The following is a 23,637-nucleotide window of genomic DNA, read 5'->3' on the forward strand; positions in this document are numbered from 1 at the left end:
GCCTTCCGAAAAAAGTAAGAAGAAAGCAAAATGCAATTTTAACGGGTTTTTGTGCTGCACCGCACGGCAGGGTTTGCCCCAATGCTGCGGCCGGCCCCAAGCCAAACGAGACAGGACACCATGAGCGAGCCCGACATCCGCACCGTATTCTTTGTCTCCGACGGCACCGGCATCACCGCGGAAACCCTCGGACACAGCCTCCTCGCGCAGTTTCCGGACGCGCGCTTCCGCCAGGTCCGCGCGCCCTTCGTCGACGGCATCGACAAGGCGATCGAGTGCGCGAACCAGATCCGCGAGGCCGCCCGCGAAGACGGCGTGCGACCGATCGTCTTCAGCACCCTGGTCAATGCGGACACGGTTGCTGCATTGCACAAGGCAGATGCCCTCTATCTCGACCTGTTCGAAAGCTTCATCGGTCCGCTCGAGTCCGAGCTCGGCCAGCGCTCCACCCACACCGTCGGCCGCTTCCACGGCATCACCGACAGCATCGACTACAAGATGCGCATCGAGGCGATCAACTTCGCGATGGCTCACGACGACGGCGTCTCCACCGACGGCGAGCTGTCCGAGGCCGACGTGATCCTGGTCGGCGTGTCGCGCTCGGGGAAAACCCCCACCAGCCTCTACCTGGCGCTTCAATTCGGTGTCAAGGCCGCCAATTATCCGCTCATTCCCGAAGATTTCGACCGCAACAAGCTGCCCGGCGACCTCGTCCGCTACCGCGGCAAGCTGTTCGGCCTCACCATTTCGCCCGAGCGGCTGTCGCAGATCCGCCAGGAGCGCCGCCCCAACAGCCGCTACGCCTCGCTCGAGAACTGCCGCTACGAGATCGACGCCGCCCACCGTCTGATGCGGCGCGAGAACATCCGCTGGCTCGACTCCACCACCAAGTCGATCGAGGAAATCTCCGCCACCATCCTGCAGACCGTGCGGGTGCACCGCCCCGGATTCTGACGCGGGAGTCCCGGCCGGCTTGGGCTAGAATGTGCGGTCCTCGGCGGCGCGCTCATTCCGCCGCCGAAGCTGGAATCACCCAAGGACTCAACATGAAAAGAACGCGCCTGAAGCGCCGTGGCGGCCTCGCCCGCAACGCCGAACACCTCGCCTGGCTCGCCACCGGCCTCGCCGCCTCCGGCAGCCGCATCGAGGACCGCTACTGGGACCTGCGCCTCGCCGCGGCGATCGACCTGGCCCTCGAGGAACACGACGAAGAAGGCATCAACGCCGCGCTCGACCACCTCTTCAGCGTCGATGCCCGCGCCTACGACGAACTGGCCGACGCGGTCGAGTCGCGCGCCGAGTCGGCCGCCGGCGCCTCGCAGGAATTCGACACCCTCCTGCTCGCCGCGCCGGTGCTCGCCTGGTCGCGCTACCGCATCCCCGCCAACGCCATCCCCGCCGCGGTGCTCGCCAACCTGCGGGTGCATCTGCAGGCCCACGTGCTCGCCAGCGGCGCCCGCCTCGCGATCGCCGACTTCCTCTTCAGCCCCGACCAGCTGCCGCAGGGCTACTGCGACACCGCCGACTTCGCCCGTGCCCTGGTCGGCGCCGCGATCGGGCAGAAGAACCTGCCGATCGAGACCGAAGGCCTGCCCGAGACCACCCAGTTCCTCTCCGACACCCGCTACCTGCTCGCCGCGGTCGCGGTGCCGCGCGGCGAAGCGATCTTCCGCTGGCAGGAGAAGGACGGCAGCCGCGACGACGCGCTCGCCCAGTGGCGCCAGCAGGGCGGCGCCTGCCTCGCCCCGCTGCTGCCCGGCTGCGCCACCGACCTCGTGCTGCCCGAGGCCTATTTTTCCGCCAGCCGCGCCGCGGAAAAGGCCAGCCGCCCCTACTCGGTGCGCGCCTCGGTCGCCTTCCTGGGCACCGCGCTCGAGACCCCGGCAGCCAACCTGCGCGCCACCATCGCTCCCTTCTGGGACCGCGACCTCGAGGAATACCGCATCGGCCTGAGCGTGCGCGGCAGCGAGCAGGTGGTGCACGGCATCGTCTGGCCGCTGCTCGGCGACGAGACGGACAACAGCGACTGCGTCACCGAGATCGAGACCGTGCTCCGCCAGTCGGGCGTCACCGACATCGTGAACCTCAGCCATCGTTTCCCGCTCGAATACTGCGAGGACTGCGGCGTGCCGCTCTACCCCTCTCCCGAAGGCGAAGTGGTGCATGCCGAGATGCCAGAGGAGCAGGCCGAGCAGATGCCGCGCCACCTGCACTGACCCCACGGAGGCCCCGCCCATGAGCCGCAAGATCGACAAGCCCGACGCCGAGTGGCGCAGCCAGCTCACGCCGCAGCAGTACCACGTGACCCGCGAGAAAGGCACCGAACGCGCATTCACCGGCGAGTACTGGGATGCATGGGACCAGGGCAGCTACCACTGCGTGTGCTGCGGCGCGCCGCTGTTCCGCTCCGAGCACAAGTTCGACGCCGGCTGCGGCTGGCCCAGCTTCTGGACCGCCGCCGAACCGGACAATGTCGACACCGCGGTCGACCGCAGCCACTTCATGACCCGCACCGAAGTGCTGTGCCACGACTGCGGCGCCCACCTCGGCCACGTCTTCGAGGACGGCCCCCAGCCCACCGGCCTGCGCTACTGCATCAACTCCGCGTCCATCAAGCTCGAACCCGACGCCGAGCCGGACAAGGGCTGAGCCCTCCGCGAGCCCCGCTATCGCGCAGAGGGCTGCGCTCCTACCGCGCCCCCCGTGTAGGCGCCCTGCCCCCCGTGTAGGAGCCCTGCGCCCAGGGCGATAGCGGCCGCCATCACCAGCACAACCACAGCAATCGCGCAGAGGGCTGCGCTCCTACCGCGCCTGCGGCGCCCTCCCGTGTAGGAGCCCTGCGCCAGGGCGATAACAACCGCCCCGCCCGCGAGCGCCGCTCAGCTCACCACGTTGCGCGGGCGGCCCGCGATGAAGGCCTCCAGGTTGGCGATCAGCTCGGTCACCAGCTTGGTCTGCGCCTCGCGGCTCGCCCAGGCGACGTGCGGCGTCACCAGCAGGCGCGGGTTGTCGCGCAGATCGTCGGCGAGCAGTGGCGAACTCCCCGGGCGCGGCGGCTCCTCCGCCAGCACGTCCAGGCCCGCCCCGCCGATCCGTCCCTCCCGCAGCGCCGCCGCCAGCGCCGACTCATCCACCAGCGGCCCGCGCGCGGTGTTGATCAGCAGCGCGCCCGGCTTCATCCGCGCCAGCTCGGCCGCGCCGATCAGATGATGCGTCTGCGGCGTCAGCGGCAGGTGCAGGCTCAGCACGTCGGCGGTCTCGAGCACCTCGTCGAAGGCCACATGACCCGGCCGCACCGCCGCCGCACCGCGCCGCTCGGCTTGCAGCACCTGCATGCCGAAGCCGGCGCCGATGCGCGCCACCGCGCTGCCGATCGCCCCGCTCCCCGCCACGCCGAGCCGGCTGCCGGCGAGGTCGGCGATCGGGTGATCGACGAAGCAGAAGTTCGGCGCCCGCTCCCAGCGCCCCGCGCGCACCTCCGCCACGTATTGCAGCAGCTTGCGCCGCAGCGCCAGAACCAGCGCGAACACATGCTCGGCCACCGACTGCGGCCCGTACGACGGCACGTTGCACACCGTCACCCCGCGCCGGCGGCAGGCCTCGAGGTCGACATTGTTGGTGCCGGTGGCCGGAATCGCGATCAGCCGCAGCGCGGGCGCCCCCGCCAGCACTGCTTCGTCGATCCGCACCTTGTTGCTCACCACGATGCTCGCCTCCGCCACCCGCGCCGCCAGCTGCTCGCGCGCGGTGTGCGCATGGTCCACCCACTCGTGCGCGAAGCGCGGCCGCGGCACGGGCACCGACAAGGTGTCGCGGTCGAGCACGACGATTCGTTCCATATCCCTCTCCCCCATTGAAAAAGGCCCGCCGAAGCGGGCCTTTCGCCTTGCAGGCTGGCGGGTGACGCTTACACGCGTTCCCAGATGGTGGTGATGCCCTGGCCGCCGCCGATGCACATGGTGGCCAGACCGTAGCGGCCATTCACGCGGATCAGCTCATGCAGCAGCTTGGTGATGATCACCGAGCCGGTGGCGCCCACGGGGTGGCCGAGGGCGATCGCGCCACCGTTCGGGTTCACCTTGGCCGTGTCGAGGCCGAGGGCGCGGTTCACCGTGATCGACTGCGCCGCGAACGCTTCGTTCGACTCGATGACGTCCATCTGGTCGAGCGACAGGCCGGTGCGCTGCAGCGCAATCTTGGTGGCCGGGATCGGGCCTTCGCCCATCACGTCGTTGGGCACGCCGGCGATCGCGTAGCCGACCAGGCGGGCGATCGGCTTGTGACCGGCGGAAGCGGCCTTGGCGGCATCGGCCAGCACCAGGAAGGCGGCGGCGTCGTTGATGCCCGAGGCGTTGCCGGCGGTGACCGAGCCGTCCTTCTTGAACGCCGGCTTCATCTTCGCCAGCGCTTCCATGGTGGTCGCGCGCGGATGCTCGTCGGTGTCGAACACCACCGTGCCCTTGCGGGTCTCGAAGGTGATCGGGACGATCTGGTCCTTGAAGCGGCCCTCGGCGATCGCCTTGGCGGCGCGGTTCTGCGACTCGAGCGCAAAGGCGTCCTGCTCTTCGCGCGAGATGCCGTGCTTGGTGCACAGGTTCTCGGCGGTCACGCCCATGTGCCCGACGCCGAACGGGTCGGTGAGCACGCCCACCATCGCGTCGAAGGCCTGGGTGTCGCCCATGCGCGCGCCGTTGCGCAGCGCCGGCAGCAGGTAGGCGCCGCGCGACATCACTTCGACGCCGCCGCCGATTGCATAGTCGGCGTCGCCGAGCATGATCGCCTGGGCCGAGTTGACGATCGCCTGCTGAGCCGAACCGCACAGGCGGTTAACCGCGTAGGCCACCGAATCCATGCTCATGCCACCGCCGATGGTCGCCAGGCGGGCAACGTAGGCATAGCGCACATCGGTCGGAATGCAGTTGCCGACGGCGGCGAACGAAACCGCCTTCGGATCCACGCCGGCGCGGGCGATGGCTTCCTTGACGACCACCGCACCCAGGTCGCCCGGCGTCATGTCCTTCAGCGAACCACCGAAACCGCCGACCGCGGACCGCACTGCGCTCAGGACGACCACTTCACGATTTGCCATACCTTGTTCCCCTTCTTCTCTATGAAAAATACCGCCTCAGCCCCCCGCCACACCCGCAAGGGTAAGCAGGATGAGCACCAGCAGGCACACTACCAGCGCGCGCCAGATCAGTCTGACGACCCCACGCATGTGGTCCGCGCTCGTCTCCTCGCCCAGGCCCATCTCGGGCCTTTCGACGATCTCTCCCGACTGGTGGATCGGCATCCCGAGCTTCAAGCCCATCGCGCCGCCACCGGCCGCAATCAGTATAGCGGACGACTTGTCCGGCCAATTCATCGATTGCGTGCGCCAGCAGTACAGGGCGTCCTCGAAATCCCCCACTACCGACAGCGACGCCGCGGTGAGCCGCACCGGCAGCCAGTCGATCAGCTCGAACGCGCGCCGCGCGAACGACGCGCGCTCGCCGAAGCCGGCATCGGCCTGCCGCGCCCACGCTTCCCGCAGGAAGCGCGCCACCCGGTAGAGCACCGCGCCGCTCGGCCCCGGCAGCACCACGAACCAGAAAATTACCGCAAACACGTTGCGATGCGACGACACCAGCGCCTGCTCGATGGCCAGCCGCGCCACCTCGCTCTCGTCGGCGGCGCTGCTGTCCGCTCCGCGCCATTCGCCGAGCAGCGTGCGCGCACGCTCGAGCTCGCCCATGCGCAGCGCCAGATCGATGTCGGCAAAGCGCTGATGGTCGCCGGAAAATCCGGTCGCCCAATACAGCACCGCCACGTTGAAGGCAAAGGCGATCGTGGGGTGGACATCCCACAGGAAGGCGTGCGCGAGTGCCGCGCCCACGGTCGTCGCCAGCACGATGAGCCACCACGGCAACCGGCCGCGCTGCGCCGCACGATTTCCGGCTCTTTCGAGCACCCAGGACGACAACCGACCGAGCGGCGAATACACCAGCGCCTGCGCCTGCAAGGGGCGCAACTGCTCAATCACCAGCGCGATGAAGACCGCCAGAATGGCCATGCGGAAAGGATGGGCGGCATCGCCGCCGCGCTGCACAAAGAATGCGCCCACGATACCACACGCGGCCCCCTTCAGCGCGCCCGGAATGCGGGTTTACCCGTGACTCAGCACCTTGTAGAGCGACATGATCATCCCGGCGGTGGCCCCCCAGATGTAGTAGTCACCGTAGGGCATGGCATGGAAGTGACGCAGCCGGCCCTCATGCATCATGCTATGGCGCTGGTGGTTGGCCGGATCGAGAAAGTGCGACAGCGGCACCTCGAAGGCCTCCGCCACCTCGAAGGCGTCGAGCCGCAGCCGGAACGGCGGATGCACCAGCCCCACCACCGGCGTCACCCGGAAGCCGGTGCCGGTCAGGTAATCGGGCAGCGCGCCGAGCAGCTCGATATGGCTGCGCCCGAGGCCGATCTCCTCCTCGGTCTCGCGCAGCGCGGTGCCCACCGGCGACTCGTCGCGCTCCTCCACCCGCCCGCCGGGAAAGCTGATCTCGCTCGGGTGGTGATGCAGGTGGTCGGTGCGCTTGGTGAGCAGCAGCGACAGCGAGGACTCGCGCTCCACCACCGGCACCAGCACCGCGGCCGGGCGGGCGGCGGCGGGGTTCATCGCCGTCTCGGACGGCATGCCGCCGCCGCGACCGCGGGCGAAGGCGGTGCGGAACCAGGTGGCGTCCGCGGCGGGGTTCGCCAGGCCTTCCTTGCCAGTCAATTGTTGTCTCCCTGAATCCGCGCCGCCGCTCGGGCGCGCAACCACCCTTGTGACCCGCAACGCCCTGTGAACGTTCGATGCGCGGGCCAACCGGCGACGACCGCGTCCCGGTCGGATGAGATGACAAACACATTCGGCGCCGATGCGGCCCACTCCTCGCCCAAAGCGGCTGTGCCTCCCGCGCGGGGTGTGCGCAACATACCCCCGGACGACGCCTTCGCTACCTCGGCGTGCGTTCGAGCAAGGTGTTGGCAGCAGGGTCCCGGAACCGTTCCTCACCGAGAATGATGCATTGATTCACCACGACCATCGGCTGCCGAGCCGATTGGCGCCCGCGCGGTGCGCGCTCGCGCGCCGTCTCGAGGGCCTGCTCACGTTGATCTGCCTGGACAAAAACCAATTGCAGTTCGCCGTCGGGCGAGTGGCCTGCGCACGCAAAATCGGCCGCATTTGCCTGCGCTCCGCTCCCAAGTAGCAGGATCGCCGAAAGAAGGCGGGTCAATTTCAGCCTTCTCGATCGTCGCGCGGAAACACTGTTCATCATGGATTCCTCGTCAAGCACGTTTACCAGCAATCGTTTCCGAGACTTCCGGTCGCGGTACGCTGGCCGGCGGAGGTCACCGAAAAGGCGGTGCATTGCGAGTCGTTCGCCTGCGAACGCCCTGCAACCGGCGTTGCTGTCAGCGTGAAACACCTCGCAATATTCCCGCAGCCGCCGGCCGCCGCGGCCACCTCATAGAAACCCTCCTCCGAGACAGCCGGATTCGCGGCGTAACCGAGCGCGCTCATATCTGTCGTATAGGTGCGCCGGTCGAGCATGAACTGCTCCTGGCGTGCGGCTGCCGCAAGGAGCAGGTTCTTTGCATCGATCCGCCGCGTGCGCTGTACATACTGGCTGTAATTCGGCAGCGCGATCGCGGCGAGGATGCCGACGATGACCACGACCATCATCACCTCCAGCAGGGTAAAGCCACCGCATGTCCGGCACGGCAGCCGGCTGCCCAACAAGATACCGTCACGGTGTTGCATTACTCCGCCTCCCAGTCGGCTCAGTCATGCCAGTAGGTACGGACCGGTACCGGCGGAATGCAGGTAAGCCCCTGGCAGTCCGGCGGGGTGGGCCCGGGATTACAGGCCGCACCGACGCAACCGCCGAGCCCGCTTCCGCCGCCGCCGCTACCCGGAGGCAAGATCAGCCTGACCGTGCCGTCGCCTGACACATGGATGCCCGGGACATCCGCAATCGAGGAGCCGATCGTCAGGAACCGGTCGGACTTATCGAACACATTGTTGTTGGTGAAGTCGATCGTCGCCGTTGCGTTCTGCAGCTTCACCACGTAGAGCCGCGCAATACCCGGCGTCGGCATGCAGAGGTTGACCGTACCGGAACTCGTGTCGGGCGAAAAAGTGTTGAACACCACCCGACCACCCAGCGTCACCGATTCGGAAAGCGCCTTTTCGCCATCACCGTTGCTCAGATCGATGTACCAGCCACTGGCTTCGCGCAAGTCTTCAGCCCCGTCCTTCTGCTGAGCCTCCGTTCCTTCCTGCAGGACGTTGTCGGTGGCGTCGAACAGATCGGCATTCTCGATCGGCAGGCTGCAGCGCGGGTCGGTGCTGGCGTCGCTGCAATCCGCATCCGTGGTGTAGGGCACCGTACGGAGGTCCTTCAGCATGTAGAAGCGGTCGTCGTTGTCAGTCGCGTTCGGATTCGTGCGATCCCCGCTTCCGATCAGCACGGCGTCGAAGACCTGGGAACCATCCCTCGTCGACACCGAATCGACCTTGTTGAAGAAACGCCGATCGCCCGCGTGCCCGTCCCCTGCCAGCGCAGCGAACTTGACCACCCGCCAACTCGACCTGGCCGCACCGGGCAGGTCGATGCGCCATACGTTTCCGCCGACATCGGCCGCGTAGATGCGATCGGTCAGGCCGTCGCCGTTACTGTCCCGCACCGACACCGAGGCGGCAATGGAATGCACCATGCCGCTCACCTGAAGGTTGGTTTCCGAACTGCTCGCCGGCGTCGCGCGCCAGAGCAGCGCTCCGGTTGCCGCATCGACGATGAACACACCTCGGCCCTGCACATCCGCCACCTCGGCCGCCGTCGTCAGTCGATCGTCATTCGCCGGATCGTAACCGGCCCCGAAGATCAGCACCGGCTTGGGCTTGCCCTCGCCATCGGCATGACCCGGTATCGTGGTCACGACGGGCGTCGACCAGGTCTCGCCCAGCTCACTGAAGCCGTTCGTCGCCGGGGAAACCTGCCACATGAAGCGCGGGCTGTCGGGGTCGGTGACATCCAGCGCATAGTAGGTGCTGCCGCCACGACGCAAGCCGAAGAAGATATACATCTTGTCTCCAGCGCCGCTTATCGTGCCGTCCCGGTCGTCGTCATGGCGATAGAAAGCCACTTCACCGTCCACACCGTAGACCGTGGCCCCGCCGGCGAGATCGTTCTTCCGCTCCCGCAACATGGGGGCCAGCTCCTTGGGAAATATGGCCCAGCTCTCCGCGCCGTCGGAGTTCCGGAACATGTGCAAGAAGCCCGCATTCGTCCCCGCCACGATTCTCAGATCCGGCTCAGCGAGCGAATAGCCAGACCGCGCACCGTAATCGAGGACGACCGGCGTGCTATGGAGAATGTCGCCGAGCATCCATTCGCGCCGGGCCGTCTTCGCCGAACTCGTCCAGCCGCGAGACCAGGCCAGCAGGTCCGCGAACTCGGCCGCGTCGGCAACCCCGAAGTGATCGTAAAGCGCCTGATCCGTGTCGAAGCCGTATGCGCTCGGTTTCAGATTAGCGACGGTGAAGTCCTGCAGCGCATTGTTGTCCCCCGTGTTGGTCTTGATGACGCGGGTGTCCGGGTCGCGCGCCGCGAGCACGCCGCCTACCCCGCCCGCCTCGACCTCACCGCCATCGCCCGCGTCGCTGCCCCAATAGGTGGCGGCGGCGTCGAGCAAGTCTCCGGTCGCAGCATTGAGCGCGGGGTTGCCGTTGCGATCGAGCAGCACGCCGTTGGCGGGATTGATGCTCAGCTTCTTGATATTGCCCGGCCAGTTGGTGCCGTTGGCCGGTTCGAACATTGCAAAAAAGACCTCGTTGCGGGTTTCGGTCCGGGTGAAATTGTTCGTCGCCACTGCGGGCGAGGTAAAGGTAGAGCGGGTCGCGAGGATCGAGGTCAGCGCCCCCTGGAAGGCTGCCGTCAGTTGTTCGGCGTTGTCGGCGGTGTAGTACAAACCGCCGCCCTTGGTCGCCGCATCCTGCAGAAGCTGCTGCTTCGTGGCGAAGCCGATCGTGTAGAGGATGCCCTTCTGCTCGCCGTTGGCCGGGTCGCCATCGAGATCGGTGTTGTACATGTACTCGGCGAGTTCCGGTAGACAGTTCTCGATGTCGCCTGCATTGTTAGCATTCCGGTATTTCTTGCAGGTCTTGCCGGTAAGCGACTTGATTCGGTCGTTGGCATCGGTGTCGTACTGGGGCTCGCCGTCGGTCATCAGGATGATATAGGCGTACTGGCAGTCGCCCATCGGCGAAACGTATTTGCTGCCGGACTCTGCCGCGACATCGCGCCCCGGCACATCGGACGAGTGCTTTTCGAGACCGTACAGGACGCGCCCCCCGGACAAGTAGCGGTAGGCCTCATAGACGCTCTCGCAGATCGGCGTCGACCCTTCCGCCTTGAGGCCATTGACAACGCCCACCAGGTTGGCGCGATCCGTGGCCGCCATGTTCTCGATGATGCGTTGCACGACGCGCGCGCCGTCGTAGTCCGTCGAACCATTTCTGCTGCCGTCGTAGTTCCTGTTGAACACCGCCAGCCCGAAGTCGATGCCGGTATTGGCCGAAACGATGCTGCCGATGACGTCCTGGGCGATCTCGAGCCGGGTGCGCGTCGCAGGAACCGGCGTGCCGTGATACCAGTTCATGTAGTTCGCGGTATAGACCCGATAGGGATCCCAGCGGTTCGCCACACTAGTCTGTCTCTGCGATCCGTACGGCCGAGGAGTGCTGCTTCGCGGATATCCGGTCCCTGTTCCAGTCCCGTTGTCGGTATTGCTGGAGGAAACGTCCTGACCGCACTCGATGTGCAGCGGGTCGTTCGCCTCGCTGCTCAGCCTGCTCCAACGGGTCGAGCTGCTCGAATTCCACCGGGCGAAGTTGCCCGAATAGAAGCCCGTCCCGCTCAACGGCGTATAGCTCGAGGCGCAGCGGTTCTTCTGCGCATTGAACCATTGGGAATTGGAAGTTTTTGCGCTCGGTGGCTTTCCCCCCCGGTCGTTCGCCCAATACAACCTCCCGGCCTGAATCCCCGAAACCGTTGGATAGGTGGTGTTCGGATCGTACGGCGCACGCTCGCCGACGACGTTGGTATCCATACTGCCGGAATCGTCGAAGACGATCAGCACCTTGGGCCGGGACGTCTCGGTATCCACCTCCAGCCGATAGATCTCGGTATCGTCCGCGGCGGCCTGAGCGCCCAGGAACAGCCCCAGCCAGAAGAGCGTCGTGCGACAGGCGGACGCCGCACGCCGGCCTGACCACGCACTGCTGCGCAGTGAAGCGCACGCCGATCCCTTCCTCAAGCCCCTTTGGTCACGAGCACTCATCTCATTTACCGATTGCAGATACGGCTTGCGCCGAAGTTAGTTTTTCAGCACGCGCATGTACGCGCCCCTAGCGACGCGGACGCTCGCGCCGGCCTCGTGTTCGGACTCGATCCGGTAGTAGTCGCATCCGATTTTGTCCGCGCTCGTCGCCGCTTCGGCTCTGGGGCATTCCAGCGCCCGCTCGCGCACGAACAGTTCAGGCTCGACCCCGTTGTCCGTGAGCAGGCCCGGGGCCGATTCCCCGAACAGCGCCGTGGCGTCGAGCGTATCGTCCTCATTCAGGCTCGCGTCCTGGAACGGATTTCCGTCATCGACAATGAGGCTCAATACCGCGGCAATTCCCGCTTCGGCCGAATGCAGCGATACCGCGGTTTCCTGCATGTTGCGCGCCATCCTCAGTCCCATGCTGCCGCCGCCGGCGAGATTGAGCCCGAGCAGCGTCATTACCAGCAGCAGCACGAGCGCAACCACAAGCACCATGCCTTTCTGCCTTTCAGCGCGTCCGTTCATGCCTGCCTTCCTCACCATGCGCGATTCCTGAGCGCGACCGACCCCTCGAGCAGGGTGCGCTTGAAGTTGTCGCCCACCGGACCGAAATCCACCTCTCCCAGGCTATAGGTCTTATCGTCCTCGTAGCCCGCCTCCGGCTCGACGCTTCGGACCAGCAGGAAGAGTTGCAGATGCGCGACGTCCGTCCAGTCGTCGACCGCGTCAGGGGCGAGCACGCGATCCACCCGCCCGTCGCCGTCGCCATCGACAGCCGCCATCGCGCGCAGCTCCTCGACGCCCTCGACGATATCCTCGGTGACGATCCGCTGCTGACCACCGCCGAACTGCATGACCTTCCGTGCCAGGCTCGGGGCCGCGCCCGCCCGGATGTAATACGCGACGAAGCGGTATTCCCAGTAGTCCCCGTTGGGCACATCTCCCGTAGCGGAAATGCTCGGCGGGCTTGCGTCGTCCCCCGAAAACAGAACCCCTTGCAGGCGGTTGGTCGCCACGTAGATCCTGTTTTCGTCGGCAGCCGCGGCCAGACGTTGTGGCAGGACCGACTTCACGATCAGGATGCCGGTGTCGGGCACGGCGTCGTCGATGCATCCAAGCGCCGCCCCATCGTCGTCCGCCTCGGCAACGACAATGTAATTGTCGAGGTCGTAGGCGGCCGCAACACCACTGCAATCGTTCGAAACCTCCCCCAGATTCCGCCCGCGGTCGACGTTGTACACCGAGGCTTCGCCGAAAAAGCCGGCGAGACGCACGTCGGAGCTGACGAGATGTAGGGCGAAACGCCCGTTTTCGGCCATGCGCGAAACCTGATCGGTAACCGTGTAGGAGCGCTTGTAGGCGAGGAACATCGAGTACGTTGCGCCCACCAGGAAGAGTCCGATCACCATCGCCACAAGCAACTCGACGATCGTCATCCCTCGGCTGCAGGCCTGCGAGGTTCGCCGCATCATGGAACAAGATCCTCCGGATCGACGACGATCGTGTCGAGAACGACCTGACGCCTGAAGCGCGCGTCGTCGTCGTCGATGTCACCGCATGCCGCCGCGCCGACCACGAGGGCATCGCTGGTCTCGCTCAACCCGAGCCAACTCACGATCACGCTCATCCGTCCTGAATTCGCCATGCCCGGATTCGGCTCGAACTCGATGCAGCCGCTCGCCTGGATCAGGCCGCCGATCGCGTTGCCGCCAACCCTTGTGCTCGCGCCGTCCAGCCTGCGGTCCCACTCCCAGCGGTCGCGGGCGACGGTTTCGGCAGCGGTGCACTCGGTTGCCACGCAGGCTGCCGGCTGCGAAACCGCGTTCCCGCGCCCGAGCGCATTGCTGCCCATCCCGGTTTCGTAGGCCGCGGCGCCGCCCGGATTCGCCAGGATTCGTTCGAGCATGTCTGAGGCCAGCGCAACTGCCTGGGTGCGATCGAAGGAAGCCTGGCCGGAGCGCTGGCCGCTCATCAACAGCCCGGCAATGCCGAGCATCCCGACGGAGAGAACCGCGAATGCGACGAGCACCTCGATCATCGAGAAGCCGCGCTGCGATTTCCGCACACCGACCGTCATGCCTGCCCCTTCAGCACTGGATGTCACTGCCGGACGCATCATCGCGTACGCCGTTACCGTCGGCGTCGGTCGCCGCTCGCGTTCCGCCCGTCGGCAACACGATGACCCCGCGCGCACTGCCGCTGCCACGGCCGTCACAGATCGAGAAGGTGTGACGACGCTCCTCTGCCACGCTTCCCTCCCGTGTAAACCGTATGCTGACGACCTCTCCCGCAAGCCGGATCGCCACGCCGTCGGGAACGCCACTGACGAAAGCCCGCACTTCCTCACCCGCTGCACGTGCGCCATTGCCATCCGTATCCACAAAGCTCATCCAGCCTGCGCTCCAGTTTCCATTACAGGCGCCGCCGTCGGCGCTGCCGCACACGGTCACCGGCCGCGCACGGGCGACCGCATGGCTCCTTGCCTCGTTCAGGCTGCCAAGCAGGATGTTGGCCTGCGACACCAGGCGGTTGTTCTGGATGAAGGTGAGCATCGACGGAACGCCGATCGTCGCAAGAATTGCCGCAATCGCGATCACGACCATGAGTTCGACCAGCGTGACGCCGCGCTCGCGCCCGCGTTTGCGCAGGAAATGCAGACGAAAGATGATCACCGCGTACCTCCTACTGCCTCACCGGCAACCCATTGCGAACCGGCGCGGTCCTACGCGGATCGATCCACCGCGCGCCGCCTGGGGCGCCCGCCTCGCCCTCAGTGCGGCCAGCCACGCGGCCTGCCCCTTCCGCAGGCCTGCCGGAACCGCTAGCGGCTGATGAGGCAGTACCGATGATGCTGGCTGGTTTCATTGGGCCTTTTGCGATGGATGCGGTTCGATGGTACGGGTGGCGCACGCTGCCCGGGGAGGTCCCCGCCGATCACGCAGGCTGCGCTCATGTGTGATTGTATGCGCCACGCAATACAGCGTTGGCACCCAAAGATCACATAAACATCATCGATGTGACCAATGTCACGCGACCTCTGGCGGACCGCTCGAGGCACGCGGCGCGGTCCCGGCCGGGCAAAGGGGCATCATCCCTTTCCGCATTCAGCCTCACGCACCAGGCGGGCCCGCCCGGTCGCGCTGATCACGATCCGCCGTGCCCGACCTTCCCCGCAGGCGGTGATGGTACCCATCTGCAGGGCGCCGTCGGTCAGCGCCGTTCGGCCCGAAGGCAGATAAGAAACGTAGTTGCGAACCGGCGTATTGCCAGTGACCACAACCCCGCCCTCCGCCGCTCGCGCAGCATACAGAACCGTCTCCCCTTCCTCGCGCTGCGCGTTGCCGTTCGGATCTTCGAATACGATCCAGCCGCTGTGCCAGCCGACGCCGGAGACGCAGCGTTCGAGGTCGCTGCTGGTGCACAGGCTCACCCGTCGGCCCCGCTTGATCGCTTCCGAACGGGTGAAGACGAGCGAGGTGTGCAACTCGTTGGTCACCGTTGCAAGGCGATGCGCACTCACGAGACTGGCAAGGGAAGGCAGCGCAAGGGCAGACAGGATCGCCAGGATCGTCGTCGCCACGCTGAGTTCGACAAGGTTGAAACCAAGCTGCCGCCGGTGCATTCGCGACCTCCCGCAAGGATGGGCACGAGACGGCAATGCATGCTTGGGAGGAACGGAAAAACGATCGCCCCGCCTCCAGCCGCCTCACGTGCGAAGAGACGCGAGGATATGCATTTGAGATACTCAGGACAAGCGATTCGGATAAACGCCCCCCCACCGGGTGGCTCAGTAGCGTCTTTCCAGCCTCATCATCTGGCCTTCGCGCCGCATCTCCAGCCGGTTCAGCACGTTCATCCCGAGCAGGCCGACCGGAAGGCCCGATTCGAAAATGGCGGCCTCGACACCGTGAAAGGTGAATGGCCCGAACTGGACGCGCTCCACTTTCACCCGCCATACATCCACCACGCCCGCAGCGGTGACCGCGCTTGCCTTTTCGCCCGAGCGGAAATCGATTCCTGCACGCGTCGCGTCGCTCGCGGCGAGTGATAGCAGCGTCGCGCCCGTATCGACGATGAACGGCACGCGCGCACGATTGATCAAGACTTCGCTAAAAAAGTGCCCCTGCGGGTCGGCGTACAGGGTGATTGCCTGGGCTCCGCCCGAGTCCACCCGTACCGGCTGAGTGCCGAGTTCGAGGTGCTGCCTTCGCCCGCCCACTTCGACCACGGCACGGTCTCCGTCCAGTACCAACAAGCGGATGCCTTCGCGCGTCTTAGCGCCGACGGCCAGGGTGATCGGCGTGCCGCCATCGATCGAGAGAATCGCGCGGCTTCCAATCCGCCCCACCAAGGCGACCTCCGTTGCCAGCGCCGGAAGGGTATGGGCACATATGAACAGGCCCAGTAAGCTCGCGTAAGCGGAGCGGCACTTGAGCAACATCATCGACGGAGTCTCTTTCTGGTAGACGGGGGAAAAATGCCAAATGCCGCAGCGGGCTGATGGTAGCGTATGCGAAATCGATCCGACGCGCTCGAGCCGCGGCGGCATTACCCCCTCGCCGGCTGAACCAACCGGCTTCGTGATCGCGGTCACGACCGAGGCTGACCAAGGCTAGTCAGACCGGCGCCTTGGTTGTAAAAATCAACCCTAAAATCCAAGCTGTGGACTCATGAAACATTCCTTCTTTGCGTTCATGGGGGCGAGCTACCCCATTCACCTCGAGCGTTCGTTCGAGCGCATCCTGCTCAAGATCGAGGCGCTCTGGGATACACCCGAGATCCACGATTACTTCAGCGACCTGCTGATCGACAGGCGAGGCGGACGCAAGGGTTTTCCAGCCGAGGTGGTAGCCGACATCATCCAGTTGCGCGATACGCACGAGCTGGAGAGCTTCAGGCGCGCAGAGCTTGCCGAGTATGCGTTGGCCGAGATCGCCCGGCGTGGCGTCGCCTTCCTGCCAGAGAACTTCGTCCGGGCCCTGGAACGCGGGGACAAGGAACTCGTGGACCTGTTCGTCCGCGCCAATTTCAATGTGAACATGCCGCTCGAGGATGGCTCCTCGCCCCTGCTGTTCGCTCTCAAGCGCGGCCTGACCATCATCGCGCAGATCCTGCTGGGCGCGAACGCCGACCCCAATGCCAAGGATCGCCTCGGCCTCACCCCGCTGCTGGTTGCGTGCGGAAAGGCGACCGTGGGCTATGGCAACGCAGTGGCCATGCTGCTGAAAAAGGGCGCGGCGGTGAACGTGCGCGACCCGCTGGGCAACACGCCGCTGATGCTAGCGATTTCCGGTGAGTCGCCCGACATCGCAATGCTGCTGCTCGAGCACGGAGCAGATGTGCGCCCGCTCCGCCGCAACGGTGAAGGAGCGCTGTCGCTCGCCGAACGGCTCGGGCACGCTGACCTCGTGCGCTGCATCCGAGACAAGCTGGCGGCGGCGGTACAGCGATAGCAGGCACCACGGTGAGGCGGTCACCCCCCGATCCGTAACCCCGTCTTTTTCAGAATCCCGTTAGAGAACAGGACGTCCCGCCCCCTGCAGACCCCCGGGAACACATCCTCGATCAGCGTCGCGATCTCTGCGACGCGCTCGAGCGCGGCCTCGCGGCTGGCGGCGTGGACCATCGCGAAGAGGTTGTAGGGCCAGTCGGGCAGGTGGCGCGGGCGGCGGTAGCAGTGGGTGACGAAGGCCAGCCCGCCCACCCGCTCGCCCACCGCGTCGATCACGGTGTCGTCGATGTCCCACACGCTCATGCCGTTTGCGGTGTAGCCGATCGCGTAGTGGTTGGGCACGGCGCCGATGCGGCGGATGACGCCGGTCTCGAGCATCGCCGCCACCCGCGCGCGCAGCAGCGCCTCATCGACGCCGAGCCGCTCGGCCACCGCCGCCCACGGTCGCGGCACCAGCGGCAGGCCGCCCTGGGTGGCGAGCACGATGCTGCGGTCGAGCGCCTGCAGCGCGTCCTCCGGCCCAGCCTGCCGCCGGGCCCCGTGGTCCTGCCCGCCAGTGCCGGGAGAAAACCGTTGTGCCGACATCAAGCCTCCAGCCTCATCTCGACGAAGTATTCCTTTTCCTTCGGGAACAGATGCACCTTCAGGCCGGTGGCGGCTTCGATACGCCGGCCGACGTCGGCGATGCCACCCGGCGTTTCGGTGGCGAGCACGAACCACATGTTGAGCCGGTGCTCGCGGCGGTAGTTGTGCGCCACCTCGGGGAAGGCGTTGACCGCCTCGACCACCCGCGCCCAGTCGGCCTCCGGCACCGCGATTGCCGCCAGGCAGAAGGCGCCGCCCATGCGCTCGATCTGGTACATCGGGCCGAAGCGGGTGAGCACGCGGTCGTCGAGCATGGCCTGCAGGCGGGCGATGACTTCGTCCTCGGCGAGGCCGAGCGCGGCGCCGACCTCGGCGAAGGGTCGCTCCGAGAGCGGGAACTCGCCCTGCAGCGCGTTGATCAGGCGGCGATCGGTTTCGTCGGGCGCGCGGGCCGCGGCGAGGCGGCGGCGTTCAGACATGGGCGGCGGACTCCTTCGGCGGCAGGTAGCAGGCGCCCTGCTGCTTGAAGCGGCGCAGGCTGAACAGCACCGCGTGCGGCAGCGTGGTCATGCGGTGGCGTTCCACGAGTGCGCCGCGCGCGGCGAGCACCTCCTCGCGCGAGCTGCCGTGGATCATGCAGAAGAGGTTGTAGGGCCAGTCGGGCGGCACCCGTCGGCGGCGGTAGCACAGGGTGACCGCCGGCTCGGCGGCGAGCGCGCGGCCGAGCGCCGACACCTCGGCGTCGGGCACGTCCCACACGCACATCGCGTTGGTGTCGAGCCCGAGCTCGTGATGGCGCACCACCGCGCCGAAGCGGCGGATGAAGCCGATGTCGAGCCAGTGCGCGATCTGGCCGAGCACCGAGGCCTCGTCCGATGCGGCGGCGGCGGCGACCGCGGCGAAGGGCGCGGCCTCCAGCGGCAACCCGCCCTGCAGGCTGGCGATCAGGCGGCGCTCGGCCTCGGGCAGCGCGCTCGCGTCGCAGCGTCGCACGCCGCCTCGCCCGGCGCCCTGCGCCGCGCTCGCGCCGCGGTGACTCGGCCGGCGCGCGCCCGCGCCAGTGAGGTCGAAGCCGAGGTCGATGTGGAACTCCTCTTCCAGCGGCAGCACCATCACCGCGCAGCCGGTGTCGGCCTCGATGCGCGCGACCACCGCGTCGAGCTCGGCGGCCGAGGGCGCGGTGACGACGAACCAGAGGTTGAAGCGGTGCTCGCGCTCGTAGTTGTGGTTGATCGTCGCCTCGCGGCTGACGCGCGCCGCCACTTCCTCGAGCCGTGCGGGCGGCGCGGCGAGCGCGGCGAGCGCGCTGGCGCCGAGCCGGCGCGGGGTGAACACCGGGCCGATCCGGCTCAGCACGCCCTCGGCGGCGAGTTTGCGATAGCGCTCGACCACTTCCGCCTCGCCGATGCCGAGCGCCCCGGCGATGCGGGCGAAGGGCCGCGGCACGAGCGGGAAGTCGCGCTGCCAGTCGTTGAGCAGGCGGAAGGCGGTGGCGTCCACCGCCTGCGGCAGCGTGAGCGTGCGCGTCATCAGAAGCCGGTGCGCGCGGCGCGGCTGGTGAAGAAGATCCCGCTCGGGCTGGCCGAGTCGAGCGTCTTGATCGGCTGCTTGGTGGCGGTGTCGTAGATCACCACCTTGTTGTCGTCGCGCGCCGACAGCCACACCTCGTGGCCCTTCGACAGGAACTCCATGTGCAGGATCGCCCGCCCCGGCTGCAGGGTGTCGGTGACCTTGCCGCCGACGGTGTCGATGACCTGCACCCAGCCGTTCTCGGGGAAGGCGAAGTTCACCCAGATCTCGCGCCCGTCGGGCCGCGCCATCACGAACACCGGCTGGCTGCGCACCGGGATGCGGCCGACCTCCTGCCAGCTGTCGGTATCGACCACGAGCACCTCGTGGCGGCCGATCGCCGGCAGATAGGCGCGCCCGCCGGCGATCGACCAGCCGCGCAGGTGGGGCATCTTGTACACCGGCAGCGGCGTTTCGCCGCGGCCGTAGCCGGACAGGATCTTGCGGCTGCCCTTGTCGAGGTTCCACAGGTCGACCATCGCCAGGCCGTCCTCGCCGAACAGGCCGGCGATGTAGTAGCGGCCGTCGGGGGTGACCAGCGCGTCGTAGGGCTGCTTGCCGCCGGCCAGGCGCTGCGTGCTCGGGTTCCTCGGATCGGAGAGGTCGGTGATCCAGATCTCGCCCGCCTCGAACAGCGAATAGATGAAGCGGTTGCTGGAGAGGTCGGCCAGCCCGACGACCTTCGAGCGGGTGCCGTCCTCGGTCACCGCCGGCACCTCGGCGAGCAGCTCGAGGGTGTCGGCGTCGAAGGCCTTGATGCCGCCCGGCTCGTAGTTCTGCGCCACCACGATGCGGCCGTCGTGCGAGATCGAGCCGCCGATCGCATTGCCGGCCTGCACCACGCGGCGGTCCACCCGCGCCAGCAGCAGGTCGACCTTGGTCAGCCCGCCGTCGCGGCCGAACACGTAGGCGTAGCGCGCATCGCGCGAGAACACCACCGAGGCGTGCGACAGATCGCCCACCCCGGGTACGGTGGCGAGCACGCTGCGGCCCGTGGTCTCGACCACCTGCACGCGGCCGTCGGCGCGCTCGATGACCACGCCGAGATCGCCCGTGCCACGCACCGTGTGCTGCGCGGGCACGCTGCTGCAGGCCGACAGCAGGGCGACGATCGCGGGCAGCACCAGGCCCCACAGGGCCACCGGCGCGAGCCGGGTCGAGGAGCGGGATTCGCTACGAGCGGTTTTCTTGTGATTCATCTTGCTGGCTCCGGACGGTTCAGCGGGCTTGGGCGGTGGGCACGGCGCCACCGTCGGCGGGGAATCCGCGCATCAGTTGATCGACGATCCAGACGGCCTCGGCCTCGCTGACGATGCCAAGGAAGGGCGGCATCGGCGTGCCGGGGCGGCCGCTGACGATGGTCGCCACCAGGCCTTCGGCGGGCTTGTCGGCGAGCGCGGCGGCCGTGAGCGCGGGGCCGAGACCGCCGGCCAGGGTGAGGCCGTGGCAGGAGCCGCAGTCCTGGCGCACGATGTGGATCAGCTCGCGGGTGCGCAGCGGATCGGGCTCGGGCACGACCTCGGCGGCGAGGAGCGGTCCGGTGGCGGCGAGCGCGGCGGCGAACAGGATCGCCCTGAAACGGGGCGGCGGGAAGGAAGACGGGGTTTTCATCGCGGCATCCGCTGATTTGCATCGGTCATCAGGATGCGGGCTGCGGCCGGGCGCTGCCTTGACTGCCATCAACCCACCCGCCCCCATGGAAAAGGGGCCGACGCTTGCGGCGCCGGCCCCCTCGGTCGAAGGTCGCTGCGGCCGCCCCGCAGGGCGGCCGCCGGGACGATCAATAAACGTCGTGCTGCGTGTTGTAGATGTTGAACTTGCCGGTCGGGGTGATCAGCTTCGGATGCTTGATCACGTGCTTCAGCTTGCGGGTCTTGTCATCCACGATGACGATCGCCGACTCCTGGTTCTTCGCCGACCAGATCGAGAACCACACCTCGTCGCCCGCGACGTTGTACTCGGGCTGCAGGACGCGCTTGGCGCCTTCGCCCACGCCCGCCCATTCGGCGATCGGCAGCACTTCGAAGCCCTTGTCGAGGTTCTCGATGTCATACACCGCGATCGACTGGCTGATCGCCTCGTCGGGGTTGAGCGCGGTGTCGACCCACAGGTTCTTCGACTTCGGGTGGGTCTTGAGGAACAGCGAACCACCACCCTGGCCCTTCAGCGACTCGACCATCTTCCAGGCGCTGTCCGGGTGCTTCTCGGGGTCGGTGCCGATCAGCGCGATGGTTTCATCGCCCAGGTGGCCGGTCGCCCACACCGGACCGTACTTCGGATGGTCGAAGTTGGCGCCGCGACCCGGGTGCGGGATCGCGCCCACGTCGATCAGGCCGGCCAGCTTGCCTTCCTTGACGTCGACCGCGGCGATCTTGTTCGAGTTGTTGGCAGCGACCATGAAGTAGCGCTTGGATTTGTCCCAGCCGCCGTCGTGCAGGTAGCGGGCCGCCTCGATCTCGGTGGTCTTGAGCGCTTTGATGTCGGTGTAGTCGACCAGCAGGATCTTGCCGGTTTCCTTCACGTTGACCACGAACTCGGGCTTGTCGTGCGAGCCCACGATCGAGGCCACGCGCGGCTCGGGGTGGTATTCCTGGGTGTCGACCGTCATGCCGCGGGTCGCGACGATCTTGAGCGGCTCGAGGGTGTCGCCGTTCATGATCACGAACTGGGGCGGCCAGTAGGAGCCGGCGATCGCGTACTTGTCCTCGAAGCCCTTGGCCTTGGAGGTTTCCACCGAGCGCGCCTCGAGACCGGTACGGATCTCGGCGACGTTGTCGGGCTTCTCCATCCACAGGTCGATCAGGTTGATCTTGGCGTCGCGGCCGATCACGTACAGGTAGCGGCCCGAGGCCGAGGTGCGCGAGATGTGCACCGCGTAGCCGGTCTTGACGATGTTGACCACTTCCTTGGTGTCGCCGTCGATCAGCATCACCTCGCCGGTGTCGCGCAGCGTCACCGAGAAGATGTTGTCGAGGTTGTACTTGTTCATCTTCTTCGTCGGCCGCTTCTCCGGCGGCACGAGGACCTTCCAGGTCTCCTTCATGTCGGCCATGCCGAATTCCGGCGGCGTCGGAGGGGTTTGCTGGACGTAGCGCGCCATCATGTCGACGTCAGCTTCGGAGAGTTCGCCCGAGGTGCCCCAGTTCGGCATGCCGGCCGGGGAGCCGAAGTTGATGAAGACCTTGAGGTATTCCGTGCCCTTCTCGAGAGTGATGTCTGGCGTCAGCGGCTTGCCGGTGGCGCCCTTGCGCAGCACGCCGTGGCAGCCGGCGCAGCGCTCGAAGTAGATCTGGCGCGCCTTCTCGAACTCCTCGGCGCTCATCTTCGGCGCCTTCGGGTTCACGTCCTGGTGCATCTCGACGTCGCCGAGCGGCGACGTGCCGGCCTGGTACTTCATCTCCGACTCTGTTACGGCCTTGTGCTCGTCCTGCGCCCAGGCGGAAGACATCGCCAGGGGCAACAGGGCGAGCGTCAGGGTCTTGCCAAGCCACTTTCTCGTTTGCATTTCTCTCTCCTCGTTCGACGCACGGATGTTCAACCTCAACTGCTGGCGGCAAGTATCGATTCATGCACTACCGGTGATCCTTGATCTTGGTTAATTTTCCCCACGGTCTGAGGGGATAAAGTGCGGGCCATCCAAGTGGCGTAGCGTGCGGTGCAATTGCCGGCGCTTTCGGACCATTCACCGGCGAGGCGGAGCGCGAGGCATGATCGACGAGTCAATGACGAAGGCACAGCGTTCAGCACGGTCCGGCCAGCGCCGGACACGGCCAGGCAAGGTCGTCCTGGTCGGTGCGGGACCGGGCGACCCCGACCTGCTCACCGTAAGGGCGGCCCGACTGATCGCGGGCGCCGAGATCGTGGTGTACGACGCCCTCGTCGGCGCCGCGGTGATCGAAATGATCCCCGCGGGTGCGCGGCGGGTGTACGTGGGCAAGAAGGCCGGCAACCACGCGCTGCCACAGGAGGAGATCAACGCCCTGCTGGTCGAACTCGCGCGCGAGGGGCTCGAGGTGATCCGGCTGAAAGGCGGCGACCCCTTCATCTTCGGCCGCGGCGGCGAAGAGCGCGCGGCGTGTCTGCAGGCCGGCATCGAGTGCGAGGTCGTGCCCGGCATCACCGCCGCCGCCGGCGCCGCTTCCACCACCGGCATCCCGCTCACCCATCGCAGCCACGCCCAGACCCTGGTGTTCGCCACCGGCCACCTGAAGGACGACACGGTCGATCTCGACTGGCCCGCGCTGGCCCGTCCCCACCAGACGGTGGTGATCTACATGGGCCTCGGCGCGCTCGAGATCATCTGCACTCAGCTGATCGCCCACGGCCTGCCGGCGAGCACGCCCGCCGCAGTCGTGCACGCGGCCACCACCGCCGCCCAGCGCGAAGTGCGCAGCACCCTCGGCGAGTTGACGGCGCACGTGCGGGCGGCGCGCCTCCAGCCACCGGCGCTGATCATGATCGGCGAAGTCATCGACGCCGACGCCGCCTTCGCCGCCCTGCCCCAGGCCGTCGCCCTCACCGCCTGATCCCGCGCCCCCGCACCCCAATCGCGTAGGGGGCTGCGCTCCTAAGGTCGGTACCACTGCGGTCGACGAACGAACCGTGGGAGCCCTGCCCCCAGGGCGATAACAGCCGTCATCACACGCACGACCGCCGTCTATCGCGCAGAGGGCTGCGCT

The 23,637-nt window shown here is 67.0% G+C and carries 24 protein-coding genes; 5 read left to right on the forward strand and 19 right to left on the reverse strand.

Annotated elements, in window-relative coordinates; genetic code table 11:
* The first annotated feature begins 120 nt into the window (after positions 1–120).
* The 3 genes from ppsR (at position 121) to msrB (ending at position 2,649) form a co-directional block, all read left to right on the forward strand.
* Entirely contained in the window at positions 121–954 is an 834-nt protein-coding gene (gene ppsR, locus BB334_RS05105; protein WP_068805186.1) for a posphoenolpyruvate synthetase regulatory kinase/phosphorylase PpsR, read from the forward strand.
* A 92-nt stretch (positions 955–1,046) separates the two neighbouring features.
* Complete coding sequence (locus BB334_RS05110; protein ID WP_068805189.1) at positions 1,047–2,216, forward strand: DUF2863 family protein; 1,170 nt, start codon at positions 1,047–1,049, stop codon at positions 2,214–2,216.
* A gap of 19 nt (positions 2,217–2,235) precedes the next feature.
* Entirely contained in the window at positions 2,236–2,649 is a 414-nt protein-coding gene (gene msrB, locus BB334_RS05115) for a peptide-methionine (R)-S-oxide reductase MsrB (RefSeq protein ID WP_068805199.1), read from the forward strand.
* Between the two features lie 230 nt (positions 2,650–2,879).
* On the opposite strand, the gene BB334_RS05120 is transcribed toward msrB, so the two are convergent.
* The 13 genes from BB334_RS05120 to BB334_RS05180 all read right to left on the reverse strand — a co-directional run bounded on the left by BB334_RS05120 (position 2,880) and on the right by BB334_RS05180 (position 15,946).
* Positions 2,880–3,839, reverse strand: a complete 960-nt coding sequence (locus BB334_RS05120) for a D-2-hydroxyacid dehydrogenase (RefSeq protein ID WP_068805202.1) — start codon at positions 3,837–3,839, stop codon at positions 2,880–2,882.
* 68 nt (positions 3,840–3,907) lie between these two features.
* Positions 3,908–5,089 carry an acetyl-CoA C-acyltransferase family protein gene (locus BB334_RS05125; RefSeq protein ID WP_068805205.1) on the reverse strand — a complete coding sequence of 394 codons (1,182 nt, stop codon included), beginning with the start codon at positions 5,087–5,089 and terminating at the stop codon, positions 3,908–3,910.
* A gap of 36 nt (positions 5,090–5,125) precedes the next feature.
* Positions 5,126–6,052 (reverse strand): CobD/CbiB family protein, encoded by a 927-nt coding sequence (locus tag BB334_RS05130; RefSeq protein WP_068806151.1) that lies wholly within the window; start codon positions 6,050–6,052, stop codon positions 5,126–5,128.
* Positions 6,053–6,145: 93 nt separating this feature from the next.
* Positions 6,146–6,673, reverse strand: coding sequence for a CoA pyrophosphatase (locus tag BB334_RS05135; protein ID WP_083200319.1), 528 nt, complete (start codon positions 6,671–6,673; stop codon positions 6,146–6,148).
* Between the two features lie 304 nt (positions 6,674–6,977).
* Positions 6,978–7,301, reverse strand: coding sequence for a hypothetical protein (locus BB334_RS05140; protein WP_158014357.1), 324 nt, complete (start codon positions 7,299–7,301; stop codon positions 6,978–6,980).
* Between the two features lie 20 nt (positions 7,302–7,321).
* Positions 7,322–7,786: a type IV pilin protein gene (locus BB334_RS05145; RefSeq protein WP_068805212.1), complete on the reverse strand. Its 465-nt coding sequence runs from the start codon at positions 7,784–7,786 to the stop codon at positions 7,322–7,324.
* Between the two features lie 20 nt (positions 7,787–7,806).
* Positions 7,807–11,367, reverse strand: a complete 3,561-nt coding sequence (locus BB334_RS05150) for a pilus assembly protein (RefSeq protein WP_083200293.1) — start codon at positions 11,365–11,367, stop codon at positions 7,807–7,809.
* 36 nt (positions 11,368–11,403) lie between these two features.
* Positions 11,404–11,877 (reverse strand): PilX N-terminal domain-containing pilus assembly protein, encoded by a 474-nt coding sequence (locus BB334_RS05155; protein WP_158014358.1) that lies wholly within the window; start codon positions 11,875–11,877, stop codon positions 11,404–11,406.
* An 11-nt stretch (positions 11,878–11,888) separates the two neighbouring features.
* On the reverse strand, positions 11,889–12,788 hold the full coding sequence (locus tag BB334_RS05160; protein ID WP_198531185.1) for a PilW family protein: 900 nt from the start codon (positions 12,786–12,788) through the stop codon (positions 11,889–11,891).
* Positions 12,789–12,820: 32 nt separating this feature from the next.
* Positions 12,821–13,429 (reverse strand): type IV pilus modification protein PilV, encoded by a 609-nt coding sequence (pilV, locus tag BB334_RS05165; protein WP_068805224.1) that lies wholly within the window; start codon positions 13,427–13,429, stop codon positions 12,821–12,823.
* A 10-nt stretch (positions 13,430–13,439) separates the two neighbouring features.
* Positions 13,440–14,024 carry a GspH/FimT family pseudopilin gene (locus BB334_RS05170; RefSeq protein ID WP_068805227.1) on the reverse strand — a complete coding sequence of 195 codons (585 nt, stop codon included), beginning with the start codon at positions 14,022–14,024 and terminating at the stop codon, positions 13,440–13,442.
* A gap of 416 nt (positions 14,025–14,440) precedes the next feature.
* Positions 14,441–14,974, reverse strand: coding sequence for a GspH/FimT family pseudopilin (locus BB334_RS05175; protein ID WP_068805230.1), 534 nt, complete (start codon positions 14,972–14,974; stop codon positions 14,441–14,443).
* A 165-nt stretch (positions 14,975–15,139) separates the two neighbouring features.
* Positions 15,140–15,946 (reverse strand): retropepsin-like aspartic protease family protein, encoded by an 807-nt coding sequence (locus BB334_RS05180; RefSeq protein ID WP_232756655.1) that lies wholly within the window; start codon positions 15,944–15,946, stop codon positions 15,140–15,142.
* Between the two features lie 76 nt (positions 15,947–16,022).
* On the opposite strand from BB334_RS05180, the gene BB334_RS05185 reads away from it, so the two are divergent.
* Entirely contained in the window at positions 16,023–16,805 is a 783-nt protein-coding gene (locus BB334_RS05185; RefSeq protein ID WP_068805233.1) for an ankyrin repeat domain-containing protein, read from the forward strand.
* 20 nt (positions 16,806–16,825) lie between these two features.
* On the opposite strand, the gene ahbB (BB334_RS05190) is transcribed toward BB334_RS05185, so the two are convergent.
* The 6 genes from ahbB (BB334_RS05190) to BB334_RS05215 form a co-directional block, all read right to left on the reverse strand.
* Positions 16,826–17,389, reverse strand: coding sequence for a siroheme decarboxylase subunit beta (gene ahbB / locus BB334_RS05190; protein WP_158014359.1), 564 nt, complete (start codon positions 17,387–17,389; stop codon positions 16,826–16,828).
* Complete coding sequence (locus tag BB334_RS05195; RefSeq protein WP_068805236.1) at positions 17,389–17,868, reverse strand: Lrp/AsnC family transcriptional regulator; 480 nt, start codon at positions 17,866–17,868, stop codon at positions 17,389–17,391. Before BB334_RS05195 ends, ahbB (BB334_RS05190) begins: the two co-directional genes overlap by 1 nt.
* Positions 17,861–18,919, reverse strand: coding sequence for a siroheme decarboxylase subunit beta (gene ahbB, locus BB334_RS05200; protein ID WP_068805240.1), 1,059 nt, complete (start codon positions 18,917–18,919; stop codon positions 17,861–17,863). Before ahbB (BB334_RS05200) ends, BB334_RS05195 begins: the two co-directional genes overlap by 8 nt.
* Complete coding sequence (locus tag BB334_RS05205) at positions 18,919–20,157, reverse strand: cytochrome D1 domain-containing protein (protein ID WP_068805243.1); 1,239 nt, start codon at positions 20,155–20,157, stop codon at positions 18,919–18,921. Before BB334_RS05205 ends, ahbB (BB334_RS05200) begins: the two co-directional genes overlap by 1 nt.
* A gap of 19 nt (positions 20,158–20,176) precedes the next feature.
* Entirely contained in the window at positions 20,177–20,569 is a 393-nt protein-coding gene (locus tag BB334_RS05210; protein WP_083200295.1) for a c-type cytochrome, read from the reverse strand.
* A 169-nt stretch (positions 20,570–20,738) separates the two neighbouring features.
* Positions 20,739–22,463 (reverse strand): cytochrome D1 domain-containing protein, encoded by a 1,725-nt coding sequence (locus tag BB334_RS05215; protein ID WP_068805246.1) that lies wholly within the window; start codon positions 22,461–22,463, stop codon positions 20,739–20,741.
* Between the two features lie 217 nt (positions 22,464–22,680).
* Here BB334_RS05215 and cobA point away from each other — a divergent pair, with 217 nt between their 5' ends.
* Positions 22,681–23,484, forward strand: coding sequence for a uroporphyrinogen-III C-methyltransferase (cobA, locus tag BB334_RS05220; RefSeq protein WP_068806162.1), 804 nt, complete (start codon positions 22,681–22,683; stop codon positions 23,482–23,484).
* Positions 23,485–23,637: the final 153 nt, after the last annotated feature.

Origin of the sequence: Thauera phenolivorans (genome assembly GCF_001696715.1) — a bacterium.
In the GTDB taxonomy this organism is placed as follows: domain Bacteria; phylum Pseudomonadota; class Gammaproteobacteria; order Burkholderiales; family Rhodocyclaceae; genus Thauera; species Thauera phenolivorans.

Bases quoted from the DNA above. Each gene is read 5' to 3' on its own strand.
- BB334_RS05215 (WP_068805246.1), bottom strand. From the start codon at position 22,463: ATGCAAACGAGAAAGTGGCTTGGCAAGACCCTGACGCTCGCCCTGTTG.
- cobA (WP_068806162.1), top strand. From the start codon at position 22,681: ATGACGAAGGCACAGCGTTCAGCACGGTCCGGCCAGCGCCGGACACGG.
- ahbB (WP_158014359.1), bottom strand. From the start codon at position 17,389: ATGTCGGCACAACGGTTTTCTCCCGGCACTGGCGGGCAGGACCACGGG.
- ahbB (WP_068805240.1), bottom strand. From the start codon at position 18,919: ATGACGCGCACGCTCACGCTGCCGCAGGCGGTGGACGCCACCGCCTTC.
- ppsR (WP_068805186.1), top strand. From the start codon at position 121: ATGAGCGAGCCCGACATCCGCACCGTATTCTTTGTCTCCGACGGCACC.
- BB334_RS05155 (WP_158014358.1), bottom strand. From the start codon at position 11,877: ATGAACGGACGCGCTGAAAGGCAGAAAGGCATGGTGCTTGTGGTTGCG.
- BB334_RS05195 (WP_068805236.1), bottom strand. From the start codon at position 17,868: ATGTCTGAACGCCGCCGCCTCGCCGCGGCCCGCGCGCCCGACGAAACC.
- BB334_RS05130 (WP_068806151.1), bottom strand. From the start codon at position 6,052: ATGGCCATTCTGGCGGTCTTCATCGCGCTGGTGATTGAGCAGTTGCGC.
- BB334_RS05125 (WP_068805205.1), bottom strand. From the start codon at position 5,089: ATGGCAAATCGTGAAGTGGTCGTCCTGAGCGCAGTGCGGTCCGCGGTC.
- BB334_RS05145 (WP_068805212.1), bottom strand. From the start codon at position 7,786: ATGCAACACCGTGACGGTATCTTGTTGGGCAGCCGGCTGCCGTGCCGG.
- BB334_RS05120 (WP_068805202.1), bottom strand. From the start codon at position 3,839: ATGGAACGAATCGTCGTGCTCGACCGCGACACCTTGTCGGTGCCCGTG.
- BB334_RS05135 (WP_083200319.1), bottom strand. From the start codon at position 6,673: ATGCCGTCCGAGACGGCGATGAACCCCGCCGCCGCCCGCCCGGCCGCG.
- BB334_RS05140 (WP_158014357.1), bottom strand. From the start codon at position 7,301: ATGATGAACAGTGTTTCCGCGCGACGATCGAGAAGGCTGAAATTGACC.
- BB334_RS05110 (WP_068805189.1), top strand. From the start codon at position 1,047: ATGAAAAGAACGCGCCTGAAGCGCCGTGGCGGCCTCGCCCGCAACGCC.
- pilV (WP_068805224.1), bottom strand. From the start codon at position 13,429: ATGACGGTCGGTGTGCGGAAATCGCAGCGCGGCTTCTCGATGATCGAG.
- BB334_RS05160 (WP_198531185.1), bottom strand. From the start codon at position 12,788: ATGACGATCGTCGAGTTGCTTGTGGCGATGGTGATCGGACTCTTCCTG.
- BB334_RS05150 (WP_083200293.1), bottom strand. From the start codon at position 11,367: ATGAGTGCTCGTGACCAAAGGGGCTTGAGGAAGGGATCGGCGTGCGCT.
- BB334_RS05205 (WP_068805243.1), bottom strand. From the start codon at position 20,157: ATGAATCACAAGAAAACCGCTCGTAGCGAATCCCGCTCCTCGACCCGG.
- msrB (WP_068805199.1), top strand. From the start codon at position 2,236: ATGAGCCGCAAGATCGACAAGCCCGACGCCGAGTGGCGCAGCCAGCTC.
- BB334_RS05210 (WP_083200295.1), bottom strand. From the start codon at position 20,569: ATGAAAACCCCGTCTTCCTTCCCGCCGCCCCGTTTCAGGGCGATCCTG.
- BB334_RS05175 (WP_068805230.1), bottom strand. From the start codon at position 14,974: ATGCACCGGCGGCAGCTTGGTTTCAACCTTGTCGAACTCAGCGTGGCG.
- BB334_RS05185 (WP_068805233.1), top strand. From the start codon at position 16,023: ATGAAACATTCCTTCTTTGCGTTCATGGGGGCGAGCTACCCCATTCAC.